This is a genomic window from Pseudarthrobacter sp. TRD_SC_9 (genome assembly GCF_055361265.1).
Genome location: NZ_CM143956.1, coordinates 3844432 through 3867117, shown reverse-complemented (window position 1 = coordinate 3867117; position 22686 = coordinate 3844432). Strand labels below are relative to the sequence as shown.

Annotated in this window: 23 protein-coding genes; 10 read left to right on the top strand and 13 right to left on the bottom strand. The window is 63.4% G+C overall.

The window, feature by feature from the left end; genetic code table 11:
• Positions 1-105: 105 nt before the first annotated feature.
• The 6 genes from ACWA13_RS18170 to ACWA13_RS18145 all read left to right on the top strand — a co-directional run bounded on the left by ACWA13_RS18170 (position 106) and on the right by ACWA13_RS18145 (position 6268).
• Positions 106-1458, top strand: a complete 1353-nt coding sequence (locus ACWA13_RS18170; RefSeq protein ID WP_463935809.1) for an aminomethyl transferase family protein — start codon at positions 106-108, stop codon at positions 1456-1458.
• A 70-nt stretch (positions 1459-1528) separates the two neighbouring features.
• Positions 1529-2359: an ABC transporter ATP-binding protein gene (locus ACWA13_RS18165; protein WP_463935807.1), complete on the top strand. Its 831-nt coding sequence runs from the start codon at positions 1529-1531 to the stop codon at positions 2357-2359.
• Positions 2346-3056: an ABC transporter ATP-binding protein gene (locus tag ACWA13_RS18160; RefSeq protein WP_463935806.1), complete on the top strand. Its 711-nt coding sequence runs from the start codon at positions 2346-2348 to the stop codon at positions 3054-3056. The genes ACWA13_RS18165 and ACWA13_RS18160 overlap by 14 nt, the downstream gene beginning before the upstream one ends.
• A 4-nt stretch (positions 3057-3060) precedes the next feature.
• Complete coding sequence (locus ACWA13_RS18155; RefSeq protein WP_463935804.1) at positions 3061-3942, top strand: branched-chain amino acid ABC transporter permease; 882 nt, start codon at positions 3061-3063, stop codon at positions 3940-3942.
• Positions 3942-5015 carry a branched-chain amino acid ABC transporter permease gene (locus ACWA13_RS18150; RefSeq protein WP_463935803.1) on the top strand — a complete coding sequence of 358 codons (1074 nt, stop codon included), beginning with the start codon at positions 3942-3944 and terminating at the stop codon, positions 5013-5015. Before ACWA13_RS18155 ends, ACWA13_RS18150 begins: the two co-directional genes overlap by 1 nt.
• A gap of 2 nt (positions 5016-5017) precedes the next feature.
• Complete coding sequence (locus ACWA13_RS18145) at positions 5018-6268, top strand: ABC transporter substrate-binding protein (RefSeq protein WP_463935801.1); 1251 nt, start codon at positions 5018-5020, stop codon at positions 6266-6268.
• A gap of 64 nt (positions 6269-6332) precedes the next feature.
• On the opposite strand, the gene ACWA13_RS18140 is transcribed toward ACWA13_RS18145, so the two are convergent.
• The 9 genes from ACWA13_RS18140 to ACWA13_RS18100 form a co-directional block, all read right to left on the bottom strand.
• Positions 6333-6953, bottom strand: coding sequence for a PadR family transcriptional regulator (locus ACWA13_RS18140; protein WP_463935799.1), 621 nt, complete (start codon positions 6951-6953; stop codon positions 6333-6335).
• 68 nt (positions 6954-7021) lie between these two features.
• Positions 7022-8434, bottom strand: coding sequence for a vanillate/3-O-methylgallate O-demethylase (ligM, locus tag ACWA13_RS18135; protein ID WP_463935798.1), 1413 nt, complete (start codon positions 8432-8434; stop codon positions 7022-7024).
• A 74-nt stretch (positions 8435-8508) separates the two neighbouring features.
• Positions 8509-9381 (bottom strand): formyltetrahydrofolate deformylase, encoded by an 873-nt coding sequence (gene purU, locus ACWA13_RS18130; RefSeq protein WP_463935796.1) that lies wholly within the window; start codon positions 9379-9381, stop codon positions 8509-8511.
• A gap of 10 nt (positions 9382-9391) precedes the next feature.
• Entirely contained in the window at positions 9392-10210 is an 819-nt protein-coding gene (locus ACWA13_RS18125) for a methylenetetrahydrofolate reductase (RefSeq protein WP_463937969.1), read from the bottom strand.
• Positions 10211-10441: 231 nt separating this feature from the next.
• The gene (locus ACWA13_RS18120; protein ID WP_463935794.1) at positions 10442-11935 is read right to left on the bottom strand and encodes an aldehyde dehydrogenase family protein; all 1494 of its coding nucleotides are present in this window, start codon (positions 11933-11935) and stop codon (positions 10442-10444) included.
• A 74-nt stretch (positions 11936-12009) separates the two neighbouring features.
• Positions 12010-12990, bottom strand: a complete 981-nt coding sequence (locus ACWA13_RS18115; RefSeq protein WP_463935793.1) for a VOC family protein — start codon at positions 12988-12990, stop codon at positions 12010-12012.
• 25 nt (positions 12991-13015) lie between these two features.
• Positions 13016-14095, bottom strand: a complete 1080-nt coding sequence (locus tag ACWA13_RS18110; protein ID WP_463935792.1) for a 4-oxalomesaconate tautomerase — start codon at positions 14093-14095, stop codon at positions 13016-13018.
• Positions 14082-14792 (bottom strand): 4-carboxy-4-hydroxy-2-oxoadipate aldolase/oxaloacetate decarboxylase, encoded by a 711-nt coding sequence (locus tag ACWA13_RS18105; protein ID WP_463935790.1) that lies wholly within the window; start codon positions 14790-14792, stop codon positions 14082-14084. The genes ACWA13_RS18110 and ACWA13_RS18105 overlap by 14 nt, the downstream gene beginning before the upstream one ends.
• 8 nt (positions 14793-14800) lie before the next feature.
• Positions 14801-15532 carry a PIG-L deacetylase family protein gene (locus ACWA13_RS18100; RefSeq protein ID WP_463935789.1) on the bottom strand — a complete coding sequence of 244 codons (732 nt, stop codon included), beginning with the start codon at positions 15530-15532 and terminating at the stop codon, positions 14801-14803.
• 183 nt (positions 15533-15715) lie between these two features.
• Here ACWA13_RS18100 and ACWA13_RS18095 point away from each other — a divergent pair, with 183 nt between their 5' ends.
• Both ACWA13_RS18095 and ligM (ACWA13_RS18090) read left to right on the top strand, forming a co-directional pair.
• Complete coding sequence (locus ACWA13_RS18095) at positions 15716-15868, top strand: hypothetical protein (protein WP_463935787.1); 153 nt, start codon at positions 15716-15718, stop codon at positions 15866-15868.
• Complete coding sequence (gene ligM / locus ACWA13_RS18090) at positions 15868-17307, top strand: vanillate/3-O-methylgallate O-demethylase (RefSeq protein WP_463935785.1); 1440 nt, start codon at positions 15868-15870, stop codon at positions 17305-17307. The genes ACWA13_RS18095 and ligM (ACWA13_RS18090) overlap by 1 nt, the downstream gene beginning before the upstream one ends.
• A 1-nt stretch (position 17308) precedes the next feature.
• Here ligM (ACWA13_RS18090) and ACWA13_RS18085 read toward each other — a convergent pair whose 3' ends face one another.
• Positions 17309-18010, bottom strand: coding sequence for a GntR family transcriptional regulator (locus tag ACWA13_RS18085; RefSeq protein WP_463935784.1), 702 nt, complete (start codon positions 18008-18010; stop codon positions 17309-17311).
• Between the two features lie 97 nt (positions 18011-18107).
• Here ACWA13_RS18085 and ACWA13_RS18080 point away from each other — a divergent pair, with 97 nt between their 5' ends.
• Positions 18108-18893 (top strand): NAD(P)-dependent oxidoreductase, encoded by a 786-nt coding sequence (locus ACWA13_RS18080; RefSeq protein WP_463935783.1) that lies wholly within the window; start codon positions 18108-18110, stop codon positions 18891-18893.
• Positions 18894-19038: 145 nt separating this feature from the next.
• Here the strand turns inward: ACWA13_RS18080 and ACWA13_RS18075 are convergent, their stop codons facing one another.
• Entirely contained in the window at positions 19039-19275 is a 237-nt protein-coding gene (locus ACWA13_RS18075) for a hypothetical protein (RefSeq protein ID WP_463935782.1), read from the bottom strand.
• A gap of 162 nt (positions 19276-19437) precedes the next feature.
• Between ACWA13_RS18075 and ACWA13_RS18070 the strand changes: the two genes are divergently transcribed.
• Complete coding sequence (locus ACWA13_RS18070; protein ID WP_463935780.1) at positions 19438-19926, top strand: hypothetical protein; 489 nt, start codon at positions 19438-19440, stop codon at positions 19924-19926.
• A 20-nt stretch (positions 19927-19946) separates the two neighbouring features.
• Here ACWA13_RS18070 and ACWA13_RS18065 read toward each other — a convergent pair whose 3' ends face one another.
• Both ACWA13_RS18065 and ACWA13_RS18060 read right to left on the bottom strand, forming a co-directional pair.
• Complete coding sequence (locus tag ACWA13_RS18065; protein WP_463935779.1) at positions 19947-21650, bottom strand: alpha-amylase family protein; 1704 nt, start codon at positions 21648-21650, stop codon at positions 19947-19949.
• A complete protein-coding gene (locus ACWA13_RS18060; RefSeq protein WP_463935778.1) occupies positions 21647-22654 on the bottom strand; it encodes a TIGR03885 family FMN-dependent LLM class oxidoreductase in 1008 nt (335 codons plus the stop codon). The genes ACWA13_RS18065 and ACWA13_RS18060 overlap by 4 nt, the downstream gene beginning before the upstream one ends.
• Positions 22655-22686: the final 32 nt, after the last annotated feature.

The window sequence follows — 22686 nt, the reverse complement described above, 5'->3', positions numbered from 1 at the left end:
GCTTCCGCTCTCCCCTGACCGGTTCCGGCGGCGTATCGTGAATTTCAGCAAGAACGACGCCGTTCAGTGCAGTGTGCGGTGTCTCACTCCTATGGAGGAACCGCCATGACCAGCCAGAGCCTTCAATCCGCGATCGATCAGCAGGGCAGCGCCGTCGAGGTGTTATTCAACGCGAAGTCCCGGCCGTTTACCTTTCCCGTGACGCCGGAGTTCACCAACTGGCGCAGCGAGCAGGCTGCCTGGCGGGACTCGTGCGCCTTGCTTGATCAGTCTCACCACATGGCTGACCTCTTCGTCACTGGTCCTGATGCGACCAGGTTCTTCACCTGGATCGGCGCGAACTCCGCCGCCGGATACAAGGTGGGGCGGGCGAAACAGCTGGTGGCAGTCAACCACGACGGCTACCTCATTGGAGACGGTATCCTGTTCCACTTCGACGAGAATTCATTCGACCTCGTGGGGCTGCCCATGCTGGCCGATTGGGTCGAATACAACATTTCCTCGGGCGATTGGAACGTCACCCTCGAGCGCGATGACCACTCGCTGATCCGGAAGGGCGATCCGAAGCTCTTCCGGTACGAACTCCAGGGGCCGAACGCGCTCGCGATCATAGAGAAGGTCACCGGCAAGCCGGCACCCGCGCTCAAGTTCTTCCATATGGGCGAGGTGGAAATCGACGGACACCGCGTCGGAGTACTGCGCCACGGTATGGCGGGCCAGCCCGGTTTCGAATTGTGGGGTCTTTGGGCTAACGCAGGTGCGGTGCGTGCCAGGTTGCTCGAGGACGGCGAAGAGTTTGCCATCACGCCGGTGGGGGCCAAGGGATATTCGTCCGCGAACCTTGGCTCCGGATGGGTTCCCGCGCCTCCGCCGGCCATCTTCCAGCCCGAGCTCAAGGCTTACCGCGAATGGCTGGACCTGTCGAAGGCCGGTTCCATGGGCGGCAGCTTTTACTCTGCTGATATCACCGACTATTACCTCACCCCCTACGACATCGGGCTCGGCCGTTCGGTGTCTTTCGATCACGAGTTCCTCGGCAAGGAAGCCCTGCGCCGGCACTCTGAAGACCAGCGACGAACAAAAGTTACGTTGGTGTGGAATGAGGATGATGTGACGAGGGCGCTCGGATCGATCCTTGGTGATGGCCTTCCGGCTAAGTACATCGAGCTCCCCAAGTCGCGCTACGCGCTCTACCAGACCGATCGGGTTCTGATGAACGGGGAAACGGTGGGGATGTCATTCGACGTGGGCTACCTCGCTAACGAGAAGGCCTTCCTCTCCCTGGCGACGATCGACTCCGCACACTCACAGACCGGAACGGAGGTAGTGGTGGTCTGGGGGGAAGAGCCCAACTCCCGGAAGCTTCAGGTGGAGCCCCATCGCCAGATGGAGATTCGCGCTACCGTCGCTCCGGCACCGTTCACTGAGTTTGCACGGTCCGGCTACCGTGCGCTCTGACCCGACACCCGCTCGACCTCGAATCGTTGACAATTTCGTTTCCAATCCGTAGCGTCAATTTTGAGCGGTCGTGAACGATCGCACCGATCCCGGGCAATGGTGCGACAGGGAGGTAGAGGTGGCCGCAAGCCTGAGCCTCAAAGGCGTGGACTTGCACTTCGGTGGCGTCAAGGTGCTGCAGGACGTGAGCTTTGACGTGGAGCCCGGGGTCATCTTCGGCCTGGTGGGCCCCAACGGCGCCGGCAAGACGTCACTTTTCAACTGCATCAGCGGTCACTACAAACCCAATTCCGGATCGATCACGATTAGCGGCACCGAGGTTCTAGGCAATTCACCGTACCGCCTGGCGCGCCTCGGCCTGGCACGCACTTTCCAGCAACCAGCACTGCAATTACACGCCACCGTGCTTGAGAATGTGCTCCTTGGCGGGCACATCAGGCTCCCCGGCGGGCCTGTGGCCTGGGCGCTGCGGCTGCCGAAGACAGCACGCGCCGAGCGCGGGATGCGCGCGGAAGCGCTGGGGTTGCTGAACGGGGCAGGGCTCGGCTGGGCTGCTGCCCTGCCCGTCGGAGAACTCTCGCATGGACTGCACAAGGGTATTGAGCTCTGGCGGGCACTGCTCTCCAGGCCCGCGCTTCTGCTGCTCGATGAACCTGCTGCCGGCCTGTCACATGGCGAGGTAGAGCAATTCATCAAGACCGTAAGGCAGATCCGCGCCGAGCAGGACATCACCATCGTCATCGTCGAGCACCACATGGGGCTGATTTCCGCCCTCACCGATCGTGTCGTGGTACTGGACCACGGCCGCAAGCTCATGGAGGGCACGGCCGCCGAGGCGCAGTCCGATCCCCGGGTGATTGAGGCCTACATAGGGAAGGACGCGGCGGATGACGCTGCTTGAACTTGCCGGCGTGACCGCTTCCTACGGCCCTGTACAGGTGCTGCACGGGGTCGAACTCACGGTGCCGGAGGGCGGGTCAGTCGGGATCCTCGGTGCAAACGGGGCGGGTAAGACCACCACGCTGCGGGCGATCAGCGGCACGGTGCACACCGGTGGGCGGATCAGCTTCAAGGGACGCAATATTTGCGGCTTACGCCCAGACCAGGTGGCAGCGCTGGGGGTCGCTCATGTTCCGGAGGGCCGCGGGACCCTTGGTCAGTTGAGCGTGCGGGAGAACCTCTTGGTGGGGGCCTACCTCCGCAAGGACAGGGAAAGAATCTCTGGCGACATCGACTACTGCCTTGACCTGTTCCCGCAGCTGCAGGACCGCATTGGCTCGCGTGCAGCGTCGCTTTCCGGCGGTGAGCAGCAGATGCTGGCCGTGGCCAGGGCCTTCATGGCCAGGCCCAACCTGCTGTTGCTCGACGAAGCATCTCTGGGACTGGCACCCAGCACCTCCAAGGCGGTGTACCAGGCGATCAGGCGGTTGCGGGTGGAGTCGGGCATCGCCATGGTGGTGGTGGAACAGAACGCCAACCTGGCATTCTCCCTGGTAGATACTGCCACGGTGCTCGAAACGGGACGTAACGCGCTCACTGGAACATCGGCCGAGCTTAAAGGCATGGATGAGATCCGCCGTGCCTACCTGGGGGGCTGAACAGATGGGCACCTTTATCCAACTCGTGGTCGACGGGCTTGCGACAGGCTCAATTTACGCGGCTTTGGCCCTTGCGATCGTCCTCGTCAACCAGGCAACGGGACTCATCAACTTCGCCCAGGGCGGCATGGCGGTGCTGTCCGCTTACATCGCATACGCTTTCATGCAGTTCGGCCTGCCGCTTATCCTCGCGATCTTCATCGCGGTAGTGGCTTCGTTCGTCATCGGCGCGGTCATCGAACGGTTTCTGGTGCGGAGGTTTGAGGGGGGCGACCCGGACACCGCCGTTGTGGTCACTATCGGCCTGCTCACTCTGGTCACCGGGATTTCGGCCGTACTCTGGGGCTATAACAACCTGGCGTTCCCCTCAGTTTTCCCGCTGACGAGTGTGGAGATCCTCGGCGCGGTGGTGAGCGTGCGATCGCTGGCGACAGCCGTGACAATCCTCGCGATCATGGTGGTTCTGCAGGTACTCTTCCTGCGGACCAAGCTGGGGCTCGCACTGCGTGCTGTTGCCGACAACCCGGCTTCCGCGGCCTTTTCCGGTCTGCCTGTCGGCCGTCTGCTGATGGTCGGCTGGGGGCTCGCTGCGGTTCTGGGAGCGATCGCCGGCGTCCTGGTCGCTCCGCAACTGACGCTTACCCCAGGCATGCTCGATACAGCGCTCGTCTACGCGCTCGCCGCCGTGATCCTTGGCGGCTTGAGCAGTCCGATCGGGTGTGTGGTTGCCGCTTCGGCTATCGGCGTGCTGGAGAACCTGGTGGCCGTTTATGTGCCGTTCATAGGCCATGACCTTAAGATTGCGGTGCCGTTTGTGCTGATCTTCGTGATCCTCGTCATCCGTCCCCAAGGTCTGTTCGGACGAAGGGTGGTGGTGAGGGTCTGATGCCTGCAATGTCCAGGGTCCTGGCGAACAAACACACCCGCCTTATCCTCCCGGCGGTGGTGGCCATCGCGCTGATCGTTGCCCCGCTCATCCTCCCGGCGTTTGCGAACCAGACACTGGTGCGTATAGGTGTTTACGCCGTTGCAGTACTGGGCCTGAACATCGTGATGGGCTACACGGGGCAAGTGAACCTTGGGCAGATCTTCTTCGTCGGGCTTGGGGCCTACGTAACGGCCTATGGCGTCACCCATGACTGGAACATCATTCTGGTGTTCATTGCCGCCTGCGTCATTCCGGGCGTCGTGGGACTTCTGGTGGCACTGGCGGCGGCCCGGCTTGGTGGCCTGGCGATCGCCATGGTCACCATCGCCCTGCCGATCGTCGGCGTGCCGCTCGCGAAGCGCCTGGACGAACTCACCGGCGGCTCCCAGGGTATTTCCGCCCGCTTCACAGACGCGCCCGACTGGTCAGGGCTCTACAACGACCAATGGCAGTTCTACATCGTGTTGCTGGTAACCGCCGCCGCGTTCCTGCTGGGCCGCAACCTGGTACGTGGAAAGTATGGCAGGGCGTTCGGGGTGGTGCGTGAGAACGAAGCCGTGGCGGCCTCCATGGGGATTTCGCCGTACCGCACCAAGGTGCTCGCGTTCACTGTAGCCTCAATTTTCGGTGGGGCGAGCGGCTTCCTCTACCTCGCTGCCGTGCAGTACACCTCACCCGAGACCCTCAGCTTCGGACACTCCATCAGCCTCGTGGCAGCGATGGTTATCGGCGGCGCCGGGAGCATCGTGGGCGCGCTGATCGGTGGCGCCTATTATGTCTTCGTTCCGCAGCTGACGAATGCCATCGATCCTAATCTGACCACCATCAGTCAGGGCGCGATTCTTCTCATCGTGCTCTTCCTGCTGCCGCAGGGACTGGTCAGCCTTCCACGAGTGATCCGCCGGCTCGCCCGGCGGGTCCCGGCCCGGTCCACACCCTCGGGGAATCCCCCGCAGACCTCTCCTGTACGTCCGGCTACTGACGCCGCGCGGGAGGGACTCGAAAAAACAGAGAGGCAAGATCGATCATGAAAATGAAAAATAAGCCAGACGGGGTCATTGGTATCGTCGCGATGGCGTCGATCATCGCGCTCTCCCTGGCTGGTTGCGCCCGCGACGGTGCAGGGGAGGGTGACGGCTCAGGGCCCAGCCCTGGCATCACTGACACCTCGATCACGCTTGGTGTCACCACTCCGCTCAGCGGTCCGACAGCAGGCCCGGGAACCTGCACCGTGGCCGGTCTGGCAGCCTACTTCGGCGCTGTGAACGCGGCCGGCGGCGTGGAATTCGGTGACGGCAAGACGCGCAAGGTCGACATTAAGTCATACGACGACGCTTATGATCCGCAGAAATCGCTCTCCAACTTCCAGCAGATGGTCTCTGACGACGTCTTTGCTGTCACCTCCGGCCTGGGCACACCCACCAACCGCGCCTTCCGTGATGCCGCTATCAGCCAGGAGGTCCCCCAGGTGCTCGTGATGACCGGCGACCCCCTGTTCAGCAACCGGGAAGAGAGTCCCTGGCAGCTGGGATTCGTCCCGATCTACCAGAATGAAGGAGCTGCCTTCGGTGATCTCCTGGCAGAGTCGGACGCTCAACACAAGGTCGCGATCCTGTCGCAGAACGACGACTACGGCAAGGGATACGTGTCCGGTTTCAAGGACGCCATCAAGGATGCCGGCAATATCCAGGTGGTCGGGGAACTGACATACGAGGCAACGGACACGTCGGTCGATGCGCAGCTCACGCAATTGGCCGCGTCAGGGGCGGACGTCTTCTTCAACGCGATGTCGATCACCCCGTTGGTGATTTCCTCACTGCAGAAGGGGCAACAGATTGGCTGGACGCCGAGCTGGTTCCTCCCGTCCAACACATCAAGCCCGACGGCGATCCTCCAGCCCGGAGGTGCGGACGCCTACCCCGGCATTTACTCGGTGTCGTTCTCCAAGGCACCGCAGAGTCCGGCTTTCGCCCAGGATCCCGACGTCGTGAAGTTCCTTTCGGACCTCAAGCAGTACGGCAACTACCCGAACATGCCCGCGTTCCCGCACTGCATGTGGAGTTACATGGTGGGAGCCACGCTGGAAGAGTCGTTCAAGAAGATGACTGAACCGACGCGTGAGGACTTTATGGCGAAGCTGCGGGACATCACGGGCCTGCAGGCACCGCTGATGCTCGAAGGTACCTCCGTAGACACCACCACCGACGGCCAGCCCGCGGTGTCAACGGTTCTCGTGCAGAAGTACGACGGCAGGGGATACAGCACCGTTGAAAACTTCGGGTAACTGCATACCGCAATCGCCACAATGCTGCCGGGCCTTTGTGCCAGGCGGCGGCGTGGCGGTCCGGCTAAACGCGGGCGGAACTGGGGTCAACCCAGACTTCACCTGTGTCCGCCAGGCCATCAACCAGGGCAAGCCCGCGCCGCGCCCAGACGATTTCGCCACGGGCCCGTTCAACAAGACCCTCGTACGTAAAGCGTTTGAAGGCGATGGTGCGTTCACGGTCCTCAGGCGCAGTGACCGCCAGGCGCCGTACCAGCATCGGGTTGGTAACCTCTGTTATCTTCAGGAGCTCACCCTCCCATTGGGCGAGTTCGCCCTCCCACTGCTCAATGTGCGAACGGAAGAACCGGCGGGCGGCCTCGGGGGTCGTAGCCTCAAGGTATGCGGCCCGCAGATGGGCGGGGTCGCGGACCCGGGCGTACTCCAACGGTGTCTGCATCCAGTCCAGAAAGGCCTGTTCTCCGGCGTCCGTCACGTGATAGACCCGACGGGTGGCACGCTGGCCCCGTGGCTGCTCCTCACCCTCTACGAGGTTCTCAACTTCCATCTTGCGAAGCTCAGGGTAGATCTGCGAGTCGGGCGCATGCCACACGTGTCCCACAGATATGGAAAACTGCTTCTGCAAGTCGTAGCCCGACAGCGGGCCCACGCGGAGCAGCGCAAGCAGCGCGTACCGCAGGCTCATGCCGCACTCCTTCAGTCACCGGACAAGGGTCCAGGGGGCACTGCTGTTTCCTGAACCCGGCTTCCAGCCTAGGCCGACTTGTAGTTGGTGCGCCACCCGCCTTGATAGGTGGCGCGGGCGACCGAGGAATAGGGCACGGGGCTGACTACCGCCCGCACCTCCGTCTGAGCGTGTGGCTCCACTGCGGCCTTGGCAGTACCGCCGTCCGGTTCCCCCCACACAACTTTCAGTTCCGTGCCCTCCGGAACATTGGGGTCGACCGTCGCGAGTGACAGTGCCCGCCGCTCATTCGCGCTGTAACCGGTGAACATCGAATACCCGACAACGGTGCCGTCGGCGTCGATCACGGAGTCATAGTTCGCCGAGCCGTAGTTGGCGAGAGGCAGGTCGAAGTACTTGTAGCTCGGGCCCTCCACGTTGAACAGTGATGCGAAGATCGACGTAATGTCGTCCGCGTTCCAGGCGAGGGTTACCTTTTTGCGCTGGGTGGAAGGGTCGGTCCGTTCCAGCGCGTCGCGCCCGATGAAGTCATGGTCGAACTTCACGAACGAGCCGTAGCCGAGCTCCCACGGCGTCAAGTAGTAATCCTCGATGTTTTCGGAGACGAAGGAACCGGCGAGGGTTGCGGTTGCCTCGTACCCGTCGGCGGGAAGCCATTCACGGTAGCCCCGCTCAGCTTCGCCGGTGTAGATAGCCGGCAGCGGTGAGGGAATCCAACCGGACTCAAGAGTGTTGGAGGGATAGGCGCGCGAACCGACGGGCACAATGCCGAACTCGGCCCCGGCTTCGAGGATCGCGTCCCGGATCCGTCCGTGGTCCGCGTACGGTCCCCAGATCTCAAGACCCGGAGCGCCGGCCATGCCATGACGAAGGGTGCGTACGTTTGTGCTCCCGATCGTCATTGTTGACAGGTTGAAGAACTTGAGCTGCTCAAGCGGGCCGCGGTTCATCTTCTCGATCACCTGCCAGGCGTTCGGCCCTTGGATCTGGAAACGGTATAGCTGGCGTGTCACCTGCTGGCCGTAAGGCCGGGACGGCGAACGGCGGTCCACAGTCATGTCCAGGTTCCGGTAGCCGCCGGTCTCGGCGTGGTAGAGCAGCCAGTTTGCTGCGGGTGAGCGTCCCACGTAGACATATTCATCCTCGGCCAGGTGGAAGAGGATGCCGTCGCCGATGACGTGTCCGGATTCGGTGGTGGGCACATATTGCTTTGCCCTGTTGACCGGAAAGACTGCAGTGGAGTTGATCGCCGTGGATGAAATCAGCTTGATGGCATCAGGGCCGTTCATGAACAGGTTGTCCATGTGGTGGGACTGGTCATAAAGCACGGCGGTCTGCCGCCATGCGGCCTGCTCCTTGATCCAGTTCTGGAAGTCTGCCGGAACCACGGGGTAGATGTAAGAGCCGATCTGTGAGTTGCGCAGCAGGTCCACTGCTCCGCGCGACGAGTCCAGGACTTCCTGCAGATTTTTGGGTGCCACGATGAACCTCTCATTCTGTGTCGGTTGTTGGTTCGGGTTGGTGTACTGGTTGCCGCCTCAAGCGTTGGGATAAGTCAGAAGACGATGGTCTGGTTGCCGTGCCGTATGACACGGTCCTGGGCATGCCACTCGACGGCGCGCGAAAGCACGGCCCGTTCAACGTATGCACCGCGGGCCTGGAGATCTGTGGCGCTATGGCTATGTGTCACCCGGGCAACGTCCTGCTCGATGATGGGGCCTTCGTCAAGATCTTTGGTCACATAGTGCGACGTTGCACCGATCAGTTTCACTCCGCGCTCCTTGGCCTTGCGGTACGGGGCCGCACCGATGAACGCGGGCAGGAAGGAGTGGTGGATGTTGATCAGCGGAACGCCCACGCGGTCCAGGAATTCCGGCGACAGGATCTGCATATAGCGTGCCAGAACCACAAAATCCACGTTCCCTTCCAGCAGCTTCAGGATCTGGGCCTCCGCGTATGACTTGTCAGTCTCGGCGGACGGTACATGGAAGAAGGGAACACCGAACGAGCGGACGTCCTCCGCCGTGTTGGTGTGGTTCGAGATCACCATCGGGATGGTTACGGGCAGCTCGCCGCGGCGGTGCCGCCACAGGAGTTCGAGCAGGCAATGGTCCGACGTCGAAACCAGGATTGCCATGCGCTTGGGAACAGACCTGTCGGTGAGGGTCCAGGCCAGCCCTAACGCCGTCAGCGTACGGCCGAGATCTGCCTCGATCTCGGGCAACGCCAGTGCAAAATCGGGCCGGCTGAAGACGACACGCTGGAAGAAGTCGCCCCCTGTGGGATCGCTGGAGTACTGGTCGAGGGAGACGATGTTGCCGTGATTGCGTGTGACAACGGCAGCGACGGCGGAGACAATCCCGGACCGGTCGGGGCCATGGACTATCAGGCAGGCCTGGTCCTTCTGGGCCTGGAGGTGTAAAACCATGCTGGCCTCCTCACTGCTGCCCGGTGAATCGGCGGACCCAGCCAGCCGTCTCTGACAGGCCACCGAACGTGTAGAAATGTAGCCCCACCTGTGTCCCCAGGGGTCTTCCACCCGCGGAGTGGCTGGCGAGTAAGGCGGCAAGATCGTTCACGAAGTTGTCGGGCCCGGCTACGCCCACGAGGTTGGTGAGGGAGAAGCCGTACTTTTTCACGATCATGGCATTCGCGCCGACGCCCAGGCGGCGGGCGAAGCCCAGGAGCCGCTTTATCCCCGCCGGTCCCGGGGTGCCAACGCGGATCGGAGCGCTGATGCCCCTGGCCCGAACTGCCTCGATCCACTCCGCCACGGGATCGGTATCGAATGTGAACTGGGTGAGGATGACCGTGTCAAGGCCCTGTTCCCGGAGCGCTGCAGTCTTTTCTTCGAGCGCCTGCCAGAGGGTCTCCGTCGGGATGTCCGGGTGACCCTCCGGGTACCCGCCGATTCCGACTTCGCGTACCCCGAACTCCTGCAGGACGCCGCTGCGTATCACCGAGAGTGAGTCGCTGTATGGACCCTCGGGCTGCGCGGGATCACCGCCGACGGCCAACACGTGTCCGGCAGCATCCACTTCACGCAAGCGGTCGAGGAATTCCTCGAGTTGCTGCCTGGAATTCAATCGCCGGGCCGAGATGTGAGGGACGGGCACGAACCCCATTTCCCGGACCGCCTTGGCGGCGGCCACGCGCATCTCAAGGTCTTCGTTGGCCAGGAAGGTTACGTTGATTCTGGTGCCCAGGGGGATGAGGGGTCTGGCCTCAAGGAGAGCAGGGACATCCTTGCCGGTCATCTCGAGGGAGAAATCCTTCACGAGTTCGAGCGATGCTGCACGGTTCGTTGTCTGTGTGCTTCTAGCCACCGTCCCACGTCCTTTCGGCGGGCCGTCCGTTGCACTATAAATTTTACCTATCCGTATAGGTATTGTCTATGGATATGTGCGGCAGACATCCGCCCGTGAGCGGGCATCCGCGCGCCCTTCCCGTACTGCTCGATTCACGATCCGTGGACTTGCTTCACCCCCTCAGCCCGCGGACTGGGCGTCGGGTTCGAGGTGCGCGATCGAGCGGGTGTCCTGGAAGGCGCGGACTCCCTCGATCCCCTGCTCCCGGCCCATGCCCGACTGCTTCATTCCCCCGAACGGGGCCCGCAGGTCCAGCCTCGTGGCACCGTGGTCATTGACCCAGACATAGCCGCAGACCAGCCTTCCGCCCACCCGGCCCGCCGCTGTGGAGTCAGCGCTCCAAACCGAGCCGCAAAGCCCTGACCAGGAATCGTTCGCGGAACGGATGGCCTCATCCTCGGTGTCGAACGGAATGAGGGGAATCACGGGACCAAACTGCTCCTGGGTAACCACCCGCAGCGACTCGTCGGGATCGATCACGAGCGCGGGGCGGATGAAGTTGCCACCCGCCAGCTCCGGGTCCACCGGCAGCGCACCGAACTCCCTGACGTCAGCGCCGGCCGCCTTTGCCTCCTCGATGATTTCGGTGACAAAGGACTTATGCGCCGCCTGATGGAGGGGGCCCATTGTGGTTCCGTCGTCCAGTCCGTAACCGATCACGGCCTTGTCCAAGCGTGCGGACAGTCCTGCCGTCAGTTCATCCAGGCGCGAACGGTGGACGTAAACGCGTTTCGCGGCCATGCAAATCTGGCCGGTGGTGTCGAAGATCGCAGCGTACAGACGGTCAAGGTGGGCGTCATCGAGAATGGCATCTTCCAGTACGACGGCGGCGTCGTTTCCACCCAGTTCCAGTGTTACCCGGGTCAGGGATTTAGAGGCCATCTCCATGATGCGCTTGCCGCCGGAAACACTGCCGGTAAAGCAGACCTTCGCGATGTCGGGGCTTGTGATGAGGGCCGACATGTCCGCGTCCTTGCCGGTCACGACGTTAAGCACGCCCGGAGGAAGTTTCTCTGCGATCCTTTGAACAACCCGCGTGGTAGCAAGCGGGGTGGTGGGCGGGGGCTTCACGATGGCGGTGTTGCCGGCAAGAAGCGCGTGTGGCAGCGACGCCCCGAGGATCGCGATGGGCCAATTGAACGGCACGATGACCGTCACCACGCCCAGCGGCTGGTACGCCACCGTGGTGGACACAGGGATCCCGGGCGCCGGCGGGAGAACCGTGGTCGCGTCCACTTGGTCGGCCAACTCCAGCGCAAGGTTCCACCGGAGCTCGAGCACAAGCGAGTCGATCCACGCCTCCATCCGGATCTTCCCGTTCTCCTGGGACAGGATGGCGGCGTCCTCATCGCGGAAGTCGGCGATTCCTTCAAGCGCCGCACGCATATGGTCGGCGCGTTCACGTGCGCTCAAGGCAGACCATCCGGGATAGGCCGCCTTGGCCGCAGCAATCGCGTCGTCAACGTCAGCGGGGCCCGCCGCTGCCGCACGCCCCACGATGGCGCCCGGTTTGCCCGGATCGACCACCTCCAGGCTGGCGGCCGCCTGACGTTCGGCGCCTCCTATGTATAAGCCGGTGGTCACCGGGGCTGAAGTGTTCACTGTGTGGGTCATGGCTTCGCACCTTTCTGTGCCGTATTGCCCGTGCAGTACTACTGGATCTTGTTGTCGTCACTTTTGTTATGTCGTCACTGGCGGACGACGGGTGTTCCGTGGGTGTGGAACGTTTCGATGGTCTTCATTCCCCAGGCCTGCCCCCTTTTGCGCTCCTCCTGGGTCCACTCCACTACCGGTGAGTCGGGATCCAGCAACAGACGGGCACCGGCGTTGGCGAATTCGATGCGGTTGCCTCCCGGCTCCCAGACGTAGAGGAAAAAGGTCTGGTTGATCGCATGCTTGTGGGGGCCTGACTCGATGTGGATGCCGTTCTCGAGAAAGATGTCCGCTGCCTTGAGGATGTCCTCGCGGGTATCGGGGGCGAAAGCGATGTGGTGCAGGCGGTTGCCGTGCTTAAGCCAGTCATCGGAGTAGACGATGTCGTAGGACTTGTTGTTGAAGTGGAACCACCAGGCGGCGTAACCGCCGTCGTCCAGCTTGATTCGTTCACTCTCGCGTCCCCGCAGCGCATGCGCGACGAATTCTCCGTTGGCCACCACGTCCTTGGCAAGGAAATTCACGTGGTCCAGTCGCCTGGCGTTGACGCCGCGGCCGGGAAACGCGGAGGCCTGGTTCTTCAGGGCCGGCTTGTCGTCGGTGGCAACGTATCGCTCGGTTTCGTAGTAGATTGCCAGGTCGTGCCCGTCGGGGTCACGGAAAGCGTACGCGGGGCCGGTACCCACTTCGCCGTCGGCCCAGCCGATTCCGAGACCGGTGGCTTCTATCGCCGCCACCCGTCGCTCCAGTGCCTCCGCGCTGGTGGTCCGGAACGTCGTCCTGCCCACCCCGGCGTTCTCGGATGCGGTGAGCTTGAGGGTATAGAGCTGGTATTCGTCCCACGTGCGCAGATACACCGACCTTTTGCCGTTCCCGCTGGTCCCGGGCTCGCCGGTCTCTGCGACGACGCGCATGGCCAGCAGGTCGCGGAAGAACCAGAGGCTCTCGTCGAAGGTGGGCGTCAGCAGCTCCACATTCCCCACGTGGGCGACGTCGAACGAGGTGTACTCGGTCACGGCCTTGTCCTTTCTCTGGGTGCTGTCACAAGCGGGGACGCGGGAACACCCGCCCGTCGAAGATTTTCCGCGCCGTGCGGAGGGCTGCTGATTTGGTAACAGCGAATCCGTCCGCGGTTAACTCCACCGCGACGTCGACATCGAAGTGCCCGGTGGGATGTTCGATTCGAAGCGGGGCGCCCGGTGGCGGCAGCACCGCGAGGCTGTGCCCAACCGACCCCTCGGCGAGTGTTCCCGCGCCCACCGTCAGGGCCCCCAGCACGCCGATTGAGGTGTGTACGCGCACCGGGAGGAAGCTGCGGGTGGAGATGGCGCCGCCCGCGCGGGGCGGGGCCAGCAGCACAAGCTTCGGCACGGTGGCATCAGTAACATCTCCCATGCCCATCACTTTGGCGGCTTCAAGACGAAGCCCCCTGAGTCGGTCTTCCAGACCGCCGTCGGCCTCCAGGTCCGGAGGTGACTCGTCACCCTTGAGCCCAAAATCGGTGGCGCGCAGCAGGACGGTCGGCATGCCGTTGTCCACGCAGGTGGCGTCCACTCCAGCGATCCGGTCCAGCACGTTTCCGGACGGGAAGAGAGCCCCGGTTGACGAGCCGGCGGTTGCCTCGAAGTTGAGCTGGATTGTCCCCGCCGTACCGGGAACGCCATCGATCGCCAGGTCGCCGTCATAGTCCACCACGCCGCCGGGAGTGGCGAACCGGGCTACCGCGATGCTGCCGGTGTTGACCATGCGGATGCGCACTTCAGTCTGCTCCCCGGTGGCCGGAACCAGCCCACGCTCGATGGCGAACGGCCCGACGCCGGCCAGGATGTTGCCGCAGTTCTGGCGGTCGGTCACGAAGGCGGTGTCGACCCCCAGCTGGAGGAAAAGATAGTCGACGTCGGCCGCGTCGTCGGGGGACTGTGAGATGACGGCGGCCTTACTGGTCAGGGGATGTGCCCCGCCCAGTCCGTCGATCTGCCGCGGGTCCGGCGTGCCCATAATGCGCAGGAGGAGGTTGTCGCGTTCGTCGCGGTCTGCCGGCAGGTCGCCCGCGAGGAAGTACACGGCCTTCGATGTACCTCCGCGCATGTAGAGGCAGGGGATGCCCTCAGCCGCTGTCATGGTCCACCCCGTACTCCGCGGCGTACTCGGCAGCGCTGACGTAGCGGACCCGCAGGTTATCCAACAGGCCGCGAAGCTGGTTCCGGTCCAGGCTCAATTCGCCGGCGAGGTAGGCGGCACGCGACTGCGCCTCTTTTGCCACCCTCGCATCGGCTGCTGCGCATGCGGTCCGGACGTCCCGGCGCGGCACGCACAGCACACCGTCGTCATCGGCCACGATAACGTCGCCCGGGTGCACCACCGTGCCGCCCACCGTGATCGGCACGTTTACCGATCCGGCGGTGGCCTTGACCGTACCCTGGGCGTTGACCGCGGCGCACCAGACGGGAAATCCCATTGCCCGCAGCTCAGCCACATCCCGCACCCCACCGGTTGTTACGAGCCCCCGCACCCCGCGGTGCTGCAGTGCCGTTGCGAACAGTTCGCCGAACGATCCGTCAAGCGAGGGGGAAGCGGTGGTCACAACAAGCACGTCACCCTCGCGGCACTGCTCCACCGCTGCATGGATCATGAGGTTGTCGCCGGGCCAGCAGAGGACGGTAACGGCTGAACCGGCGATCCGGGCCCCTTCCTGGATGGGGCGCAGTGAGGCGCCAGCCAGTCCTGTACGCCCCATCGCTTCGTGCACTGTTGCGACGCCGTGCGAGCCGAGGGCATCAATGGAGGAGGCATCCGCCCGCTGAATATCAGTGACCACGACGGTCTTCATTCGAGGACCTCAGTCACCTGGGGGTAGTAGCGCATGTACGCCTCTCCCTTGGTATCAACCGGCAGGCCGAGGTTGGGGCCGGCGTTGCGCTTAACCTGGACGCCGCGGCGCACCGCCAGCGACGTGTAGTAATCCCACATGTGCTGCTGCGCCGGCAGGCACTTCATCGCCTGCTCCTTGGCCGGGAAGGCAGCGGTGATATCCAGCAGGACATCGGGTTTGAAGTCGGATTGTTCGGGCTGATGTGGCTCGAAGAAGAATACCGGTGGTGCTCCGAGCACGTCGCCCGGGGCGTCATAGCCGATCGCCTGGGCGAGGATCCTGGCCTCGATGGCCAGCCTGCCGGCCACGGGGTGGTCACCGTTGTAGGGGTCCAGCAGCGGATGCGTCAGCACGACGGCAGGCTGCACCCTGCGGTAGATCCGTACCAGCTCGTCCAACAGTTCCCGGCTGGGCAGGAGGGGATAATCGCCGGCGTCGAGGAATTCGATTTCGGCACCGAGGGCAGCGGCGGCAGCCTGGGCTTCGTCGCGCCGGAGGGCTTTGATTTCGTCCAGTGATTTTCCGGCCAGCCACTGGCTCGCGGACTCGCCGCGCTCGCCGTAGGAGAGGCAGACGACGACGGCGCGATCACCACGGGCGGTCGCGCCTGCGATTGCCCCGCCGGCGCGCCAGACGAAGTCGCCGGCATGCGCACTCACGACCAGAACCGTGCCTCCATTGGCCATGACGGGTCCTTCCCCGGATCGCTGTCGCGTCCACCGCATCCTCTTGCCAGAAAACCACGCTCTGGTACTCCGGTCAAGGGATCGGCTACAATTTTGTTACCAATCCTGATCCTCGTGTTTGTTGCTGCGAAACACTGGATCGCGGCACGATCCTGGTGCGTTGAGCGAACGAAGGAGTTCACCGTGACGCTGACCGATGGATTCCTTCACGGCCCCGCCGCACACTTGCCCAGTGGCACCCTCATCCCCGCCCTTTACGTGCAGTACGCGCGCGAAAGCTGCCGCGCCGCCTGGTGGCGCCCCAGGATACAGACCACTATTGAAGGAGCAACCTGATGGCCCGGAAGTCCCTGCAGAATGTGCTCGACGAGGCAGGAAATACCGCCGAACTCCTGCGCAACTCCCAACTGGGCGCCTACATCTACCCGGTGGTCCCGGCCGAGTTCACCAACTGGCGGCGTGAGCAGCGTGCCTGGCGGGAAACTGCTGTCCTCTATGACCAGTCACACCACATGGTGAACTTTTTCATGAAGGGCCCTGGCGTCCTGAAACTTCTCTCCGCCACCGGCATCAACAGTTTCGCGAACTTCCCCGTGAACACCGCTAAGCAGTTCGTGCCCACGGCGTCCAACGGCGGCGTGATCGGTGACGGCATCCTTTTCCACCTGGAGGAACAGCACTTCGTCTTCGTCGGCCGTGCTCCTGCGGCGAACTGGCTCCAGTATCACGCCGAAACCGGTGGGTACGACGTCGAATGCGTCTATGACGACCGGTCGCCGTCGCGTCCCTACGGCCAGCCCGTCCGCCGGGAGTTCTACCGCTTCCAGATCCAGGGCCCCAACGCCTGGCAGATCATCGAGAAACTCAACAAGGCAAAGCTTGAGCCGGTGAAGTTCTTTCACATGGGTCAGTTGGGCATTGCCGGGGAGCAAGTGCGTACCCTGCGCCACGGTATGGCCGGCGCGCCCGGACTGGAGATTTGGGGACCGTACGAACAGCACGGGAAGATCCGTGACGCCGTGCTCGAGGCCGGCGCCGAGTTCGGCCTCGAACCGTGTGGCTCCCGCGCCTATTCATCGAACACGCTGGAGTCGGGGTGGGTCCCCTCGCCGCTGCCGGCGATCTACAGCAGCGAAGCTGAACGGGGCTACCGTGAATGGTTGCCTGCGATGAGTTATGAAGCGATCAACGCGCTCGCGGGCTCCTTTGCCTCACAGAACATTGAGGACTACTACTTGAATCCGTGGGAGCTCGGTTATGGCTCGTTCGTGAAGTTCGACCATGACTTCATTGGACGCGACGCGCTGGAGCGGATTGATCCAGCCCGGCAGCGCAAGAAGGTCACCTTGGCCTGGAACGACGAGGACCTTGCCAAAATCTGGGCCTCCTTCCTGGACCGCGACAGCCAGGGCTACCAGTTCTTCGACCTGCCGAACGCAAACTACGGATCGTCGAATTACGACTCTGTGGTGGACGCCGACGGCACCGGGGTTGGGCTCTCACTCTTCACGGGTGTCACGGCCAACGAGCGGCGCGGGCTGTCCCTGGCCACTGTTGATCCTGCCGTCGAGATGGGCACGGAGGTCCACGTTATCTGGGGTGAACCCGACGGCGGAACGAACAAGACCACCGTGGAACCGCACGAGCAGATCAGCGTACGCGCAGTGGTGAGTCCCGCACCCTACGCCGTCACCGCACGCACCGAATACCACGGCGGCTGGCGGACCGCCGCAGCTGCTGTCAGCGGGAACGGCGGCTCCGGCAGGGGGGCGTGAGTCACGTGGCTGCTGAGGCTGCGTGGTCTGACGGCGCGAGGTTTCGCAGTGCGTCGATCACGCTGAGCAGGTGGCTCCGCACCGCCTGCTCCGCAGCAGCCGGATCACGCGCCACGACGGCGTCGATGATTGCCACGTGCTCCAGCACCGAGACCTTGGCGCGCTGCGGGCGCGACGACAGTTTGAACTGGTGCCGGACGCTTTGGGCGTGCAAGCGTGCCAGTACGTCGGAGGCCGTGGCGTGATTGCTGAGTTCACGGACCCGGACATCGAGGTAACGGTTCAAGCGCGCATATTCGGCAAGATCGCCGTTGGCGACGGATTCGATCAACTGGGCACGAAGGCGAGTAAAGGCTGCAACGTCTTCATCCCCTATGTTGGCGGCCGTCTTGGCCGCGCACAGGCCCTCGACGCCAATCCGCACCTCAAGGATCTCGATGGCCTCTTCGAGGGAGATCGCCCGCACCCGGGACCCGCGATGGGGCAGGCGTTCGACCAGGCCTTCGGCGGCCAGTTGGAGCAGGGCAGTACGCACCGTCGCCCGACTTGCCGAGAACACGTCGCTGAGATCTGCCTCGACAAGCCGTTGGTTCGGTACGTACTCACCTCGAATAATGCCGTTACGGATGAGGTCAGTCACCCTATGATCGACGGCGGATTCCGATTCGGCCGCCGCTGAAGCACTCACAGGCGCTGACGACATGTGGACTCAAGCTCCCAAAATTCACCCGATAACAAGGGACCCCGATGTGGGCCGCCATTTTGTCAACAATTTTATAACCAACAGGGGGAAGTTTCCCATGCGCGTTGCCGTTTTGGGCCTCGGCGAAGCCGGGAGCATTTATGCCGCCGATCTCGCCGAGCAGGGATTAAGCGTCTGGGCGTACGATCCGATGGTGCCGGCAGCGCCGCCCGGCGTCAGGTCCGCGGACATCGGCGGAGCAGTCCGCGGGGCCGGACTGGTGCTGAGCCTCGTGGGCGGCCAGGCCTCGGAAGCTGCGTTCGAGGAGGCATTACCTGCGATGGACCCAAGAGGCATCTTCGCGGACATGAATACCAGCGGGCCAGCCCAAAAACAGCGGCTCGCGAAGCGCGCGGATGAGAACGGCATTCTTTTCGCGGACGTGGCCATCCTCGCCCCGGATCCGCGTGCCCGGATCAAGACGCCATTGGTCCTGAGCGGTTCCGGCGCAGGGGAGTTATTGCGCGTCCTCTCTGAGTTGCGGATACCGGCAACCAGTGTGGGAGATGAGGCCGGGGTTGCGGCTGGACTGAAGCTGCTCCGCAGCGTTTTTATGAAAGGGCTTGCCGCTACGATCCTCGAATCCGTCACGGCCGCCCGCGCCGCAGGAGCCGAGGAATGGATAGTCAACCAGATCACCACGGAGCTTGGTCCCCACGGCCCTGCACTCGTTTCGCGAATACTCGAGGGTACACGGGCACACGCCCACCGACGCGAGGCGGAGATGTCCGAGGCGCGGTTGTTCCTTGAGTCGCTGGGCGCTGTACACCCCATGACAGACGGTGCGATCGAGTGGCTGCATTCACTTTCGCGATCAGACCGTTTTCCATCAGATCCAGCGTGAGAAAGGTTCCGGCTGTTATTGCCCGCCCCCGGAAAGCTGCCGGTCCTGGCAGGCCGGCCGGCGGGCAGTCCTTACCGACTGCGCCCGCCGCCCGGGATGCCGCAAGGGCAGGTGAAGCAAACCCTTGCTCTGTATGAACCATGCTTCAGGCAACCCGCCAGACGCTGCATTCGTCGGTGTTGATGGCCTTGCGCATTCCCGTGAGGTGGTCAGTGATCCAGACGACGCCGATGCCAGGCGCGGTTTCCTGGACGCTGCCGCGACGGATCACGACGTCGTCGTAGCCGGGGCCTACGGACATCCGGGCTTCGATCTGGTCCCCACGATGGAGCTGGTCCAAGGCGCGGACGCGGGTTACATGGGCACGTGGATCCTTCAACATGGCAGTGCCTCCTGAACTGGAGCTGGCGCCAGCCCCTGCCGGCAGTTCCAGTGTGAACCGGAAATATTGCCGCCGCGTTTCCCGTCGGTAAGGACCCGGTTAGTTCTTCGCGCCGGGACCGTTTCCGGCGTTTCTGTCCGGGCGTCCGCTTAAGGTGGTGGCATGCAACCTGTGCAGGATTTCTACTTGGTCTTGTCCGCCATCGCCGCAGTGGCACCCGTGGCAACGTTCGGTGTAGTGCTGGTGGCGTACCTCAGTTATCGGCAAAAGCTTCGGGCGGATCGCCGGGACCAGTGGTGGAAACGCGCCCAATGGGCCATCGATGCCGCTCTTTACGAGGCCGATCCGCAGCGTCGGCTGGCCGGGTTGAAGGTGATGGTCGAACTCATCGGCTCCGACCTCGCCACCACAGCGGATGCAGAACTCATGAGTGATCTCGCCGTCGGGATCCAGGACCAGGAGCTGGAGTACGACGGTGGCATCCGGGCAGGGGTGCGCCCCGGCCATCGGCCCGGGGAGGGCGGCGGAGGGAGCGCCGTCGAGCTTCCTTCCAGGGGCCGGACCGTGACTGCCGCTTCCACGGCATCGGCCCGGATCCTGGTGGAGGCGGAAAGGCTTATCACTGTAGCCACTGGGTTGCGGGCTCCCTAAGCTACTGAGCTTGGCCGAGGTTACGGTGCCAGGCGATCTCCGGGCTCGTGGAGCCGGAACCACTTGTAGCCGTAGCGACCCAGGTTCACCGTGAAGTTGCCGTCCGGCTCCAACGGGATATTGTCGCCGTCTAAAAGGTCCAGCAGGACGCAGCCCTTGTATTTGCGGCGCCGCTCCTGGGGCGACCCGTCCTCCGCGCCAACGGCAGCGCTGACCTTCACCGGCTCCTCACCGAAGTTGTGCAGCAATACCAGCGTGCCGCCGTCGGACGTGCAGCTGTGCGCAAAAACGGCGGGTTCCGGCTGCTCGATCACGGAAAACTCTCCCCAACCCAGCTCCGGCGATTCGCGGTAGCGCTGGATGAGGGTGGCCATGAAGTTCCAGAGCGAGTCCGGATCCCGCTTGGCCGCCGCTGCGTTCACCGTGTCCGGGCCGTAGTCGCCCCGGACCAGCGGCGCCACCAGCTGGGACGCCTTCGCACTGGAGAACCCGCCGTTCCTCGCATCGCTCCACTGCATGGGAGCACGCACGGCGCTCCGGCCTTTCTGGCGCAGGTCCTCGCCCATGCCGATTTCCTCCCCGTAGAACAGCACGGGGGTGCCGGGCAGCGTGAACATCAGCGAATAGACCATCCGGATCCGCTCCTGATCGCCGTTAAGCATGGGCGGGAGCCGGCGCCTGAGGCCGCGGCCGTAGATCTGCATGTTCTTTTCCGGGCCAAAGGCGGCGAAGACCTCCTGCCGCTCGCCGTCGCTGATTTTGTCCAGCGTGAGCTCATCGTGGTTACGAACGAACATGGCCCACTGGTTGTCCGGATGCAGGGCAGGGCGGCTCTTGAGCGTTTCAGCCAACGGACGGGCGTCCTGCCTGGCCAGCGAGAGGTAAAGGTGCTGCATGGACATAAAGTCGAACTGCATGTTCAGCTCGTTGCCCTCAGTCCCAAAGTACTCCAACTGTTCTTTATAGGGCAGGTTCACCTCGCCCAGCAGGATGGCCGAGCCGTTGCGCCGGTTCAGGAAGCTGCGCAGCGCCGCGAGGTAATCGTGCGGGTCAAGGTTGGCTGCCTCGTCATTGGGCTGGCCTCGGGTTTCGAGGAAGAACGGCACGGCGTCCAGCCGGAAACCGTCCAGTCCCAGCTCCAGCCAGAGGCTCATGGCCTTGACGATCTCGTTCCGGACTTTGGGGTTGGTGACGTTCAGGTCCGGCTGGTGCTTGGCGAACATGTGCAGGTACCACTCGCCGGTGGCCTCATCCTGGGTCCACAGCGACGTTTCCTCGCCGGGGAACACCACTTCGGACGACGTATCCGGCGGGGTGTCCTTCCGCCAGACGTAATAGTCGCGGTAGGGGTTGTCAGTGGACTTTTTGGATTCGATGAACCACGGGTGCTTGTCCGAGGTGTGGTTCACCACGAAGTCCGCAATCACCCGCATGCCCCTGTCCTTGGCGGCGCGAATGAATTCAACGAAATCCCCAAGGTCGCCCAGCCGGGAATCGACGCTGAGGAAGTCGGTGACGTCATATCCGTCGTCCCGGTCCGGGGTGGGGTAGAACGGCATCAGCCAGATACAGGTGACCCCCAGTGCCGCGAGGTAGTCCACGCGCTGGGTGAGGCCCGCGAAATCCCCGATGCCGTCGTCGTTGTCGTCAAAAAACGTTTCCACATCCAGGCAGTAGATGACGGCGTTTTTCCACCAGAGGTCCGAGGTCTCCGCGATCCTCATACGGGGAACCCGGAAGCCGAAGAGGCTCCAACGGCCACTGTTTCCGACGTGCGCAGTTGGGGAAGAACGTCGGCGGCAAACGCGTCGATGAACGGGGCTTGTTCCTGGCCGACAAAGTGCAGGTACATCTCGTCAAAGCCGAGATCCCGGTAGCCGGCCAGCCAGTCCACGTGCCGGTCGAGGCTGGCAGAGATATTGACGGAGTTCCGCACCTGGTCAATGCCGATCTGTTCGCTGACGCCGTCGAAATGGGCTGCGGTGGGGAGGTCCCAGGGGACCGGTGGCGCGAAGGTGTTGGTGCGCCATTGATCCAGGGCGATGGCTTCAGCTTCCTCCTCGCCCGCTGCCCAGGACAGGTGGACCTGGATAATGGCGGGACCTTTTCCGCCGTTCTCCCGGTACGCGCCCAGCATTTCCTTTAGGGTCTCCATCGGCTGGTTCACGGTGACCAGCCCATCAGCCCAGGCCGCGGACCTCCTGGCGGTAGCGACGCTGATAGCAGGGGCGATCAGCAGTGGAGCAGGGTCCGGCACCTCCCAGACCCGGGCCTGTTCGACGCTGACCAGGCCATGGTGGGTTACCTCCTCGCCGCGATGCAGCCGACGGATGATGTCCACGCACTCTTCCAGCCGGCGTTGGCGTATCTCCTTCGGCGGCCATGCGTCGCCGGTGATGTGCTCGTTCATGTTCTCGCCGCTGCCGGTCGCCATCCAAAACCTGCCCGGAAACATGCCGGCAAGCGTAGCGGAAGCGTGGGCGGTAATGGCGGGGTGGTAACGCTGTCCGGGAGCTGTGACCACGCCAAACTTCAGGTTTGTCGTGGCCATTGCCGCGCCCAGCCAGGACCAGGCGTAGCCGGAATGTCCCTGTCTGGCAGACCAGGGCTCGATGTGGTCCGAGCACATGGCGGCATCAAAGCCCGCCTGTTCTGCGTGCTGGACATCCTTGAGGAGCTGTGCGGGACTGATCTGTTCGTGCGATGCGTGAAAGCCAACAGTAACCATCGTTAATGCCTACCGCTATTGATGGGGTTATG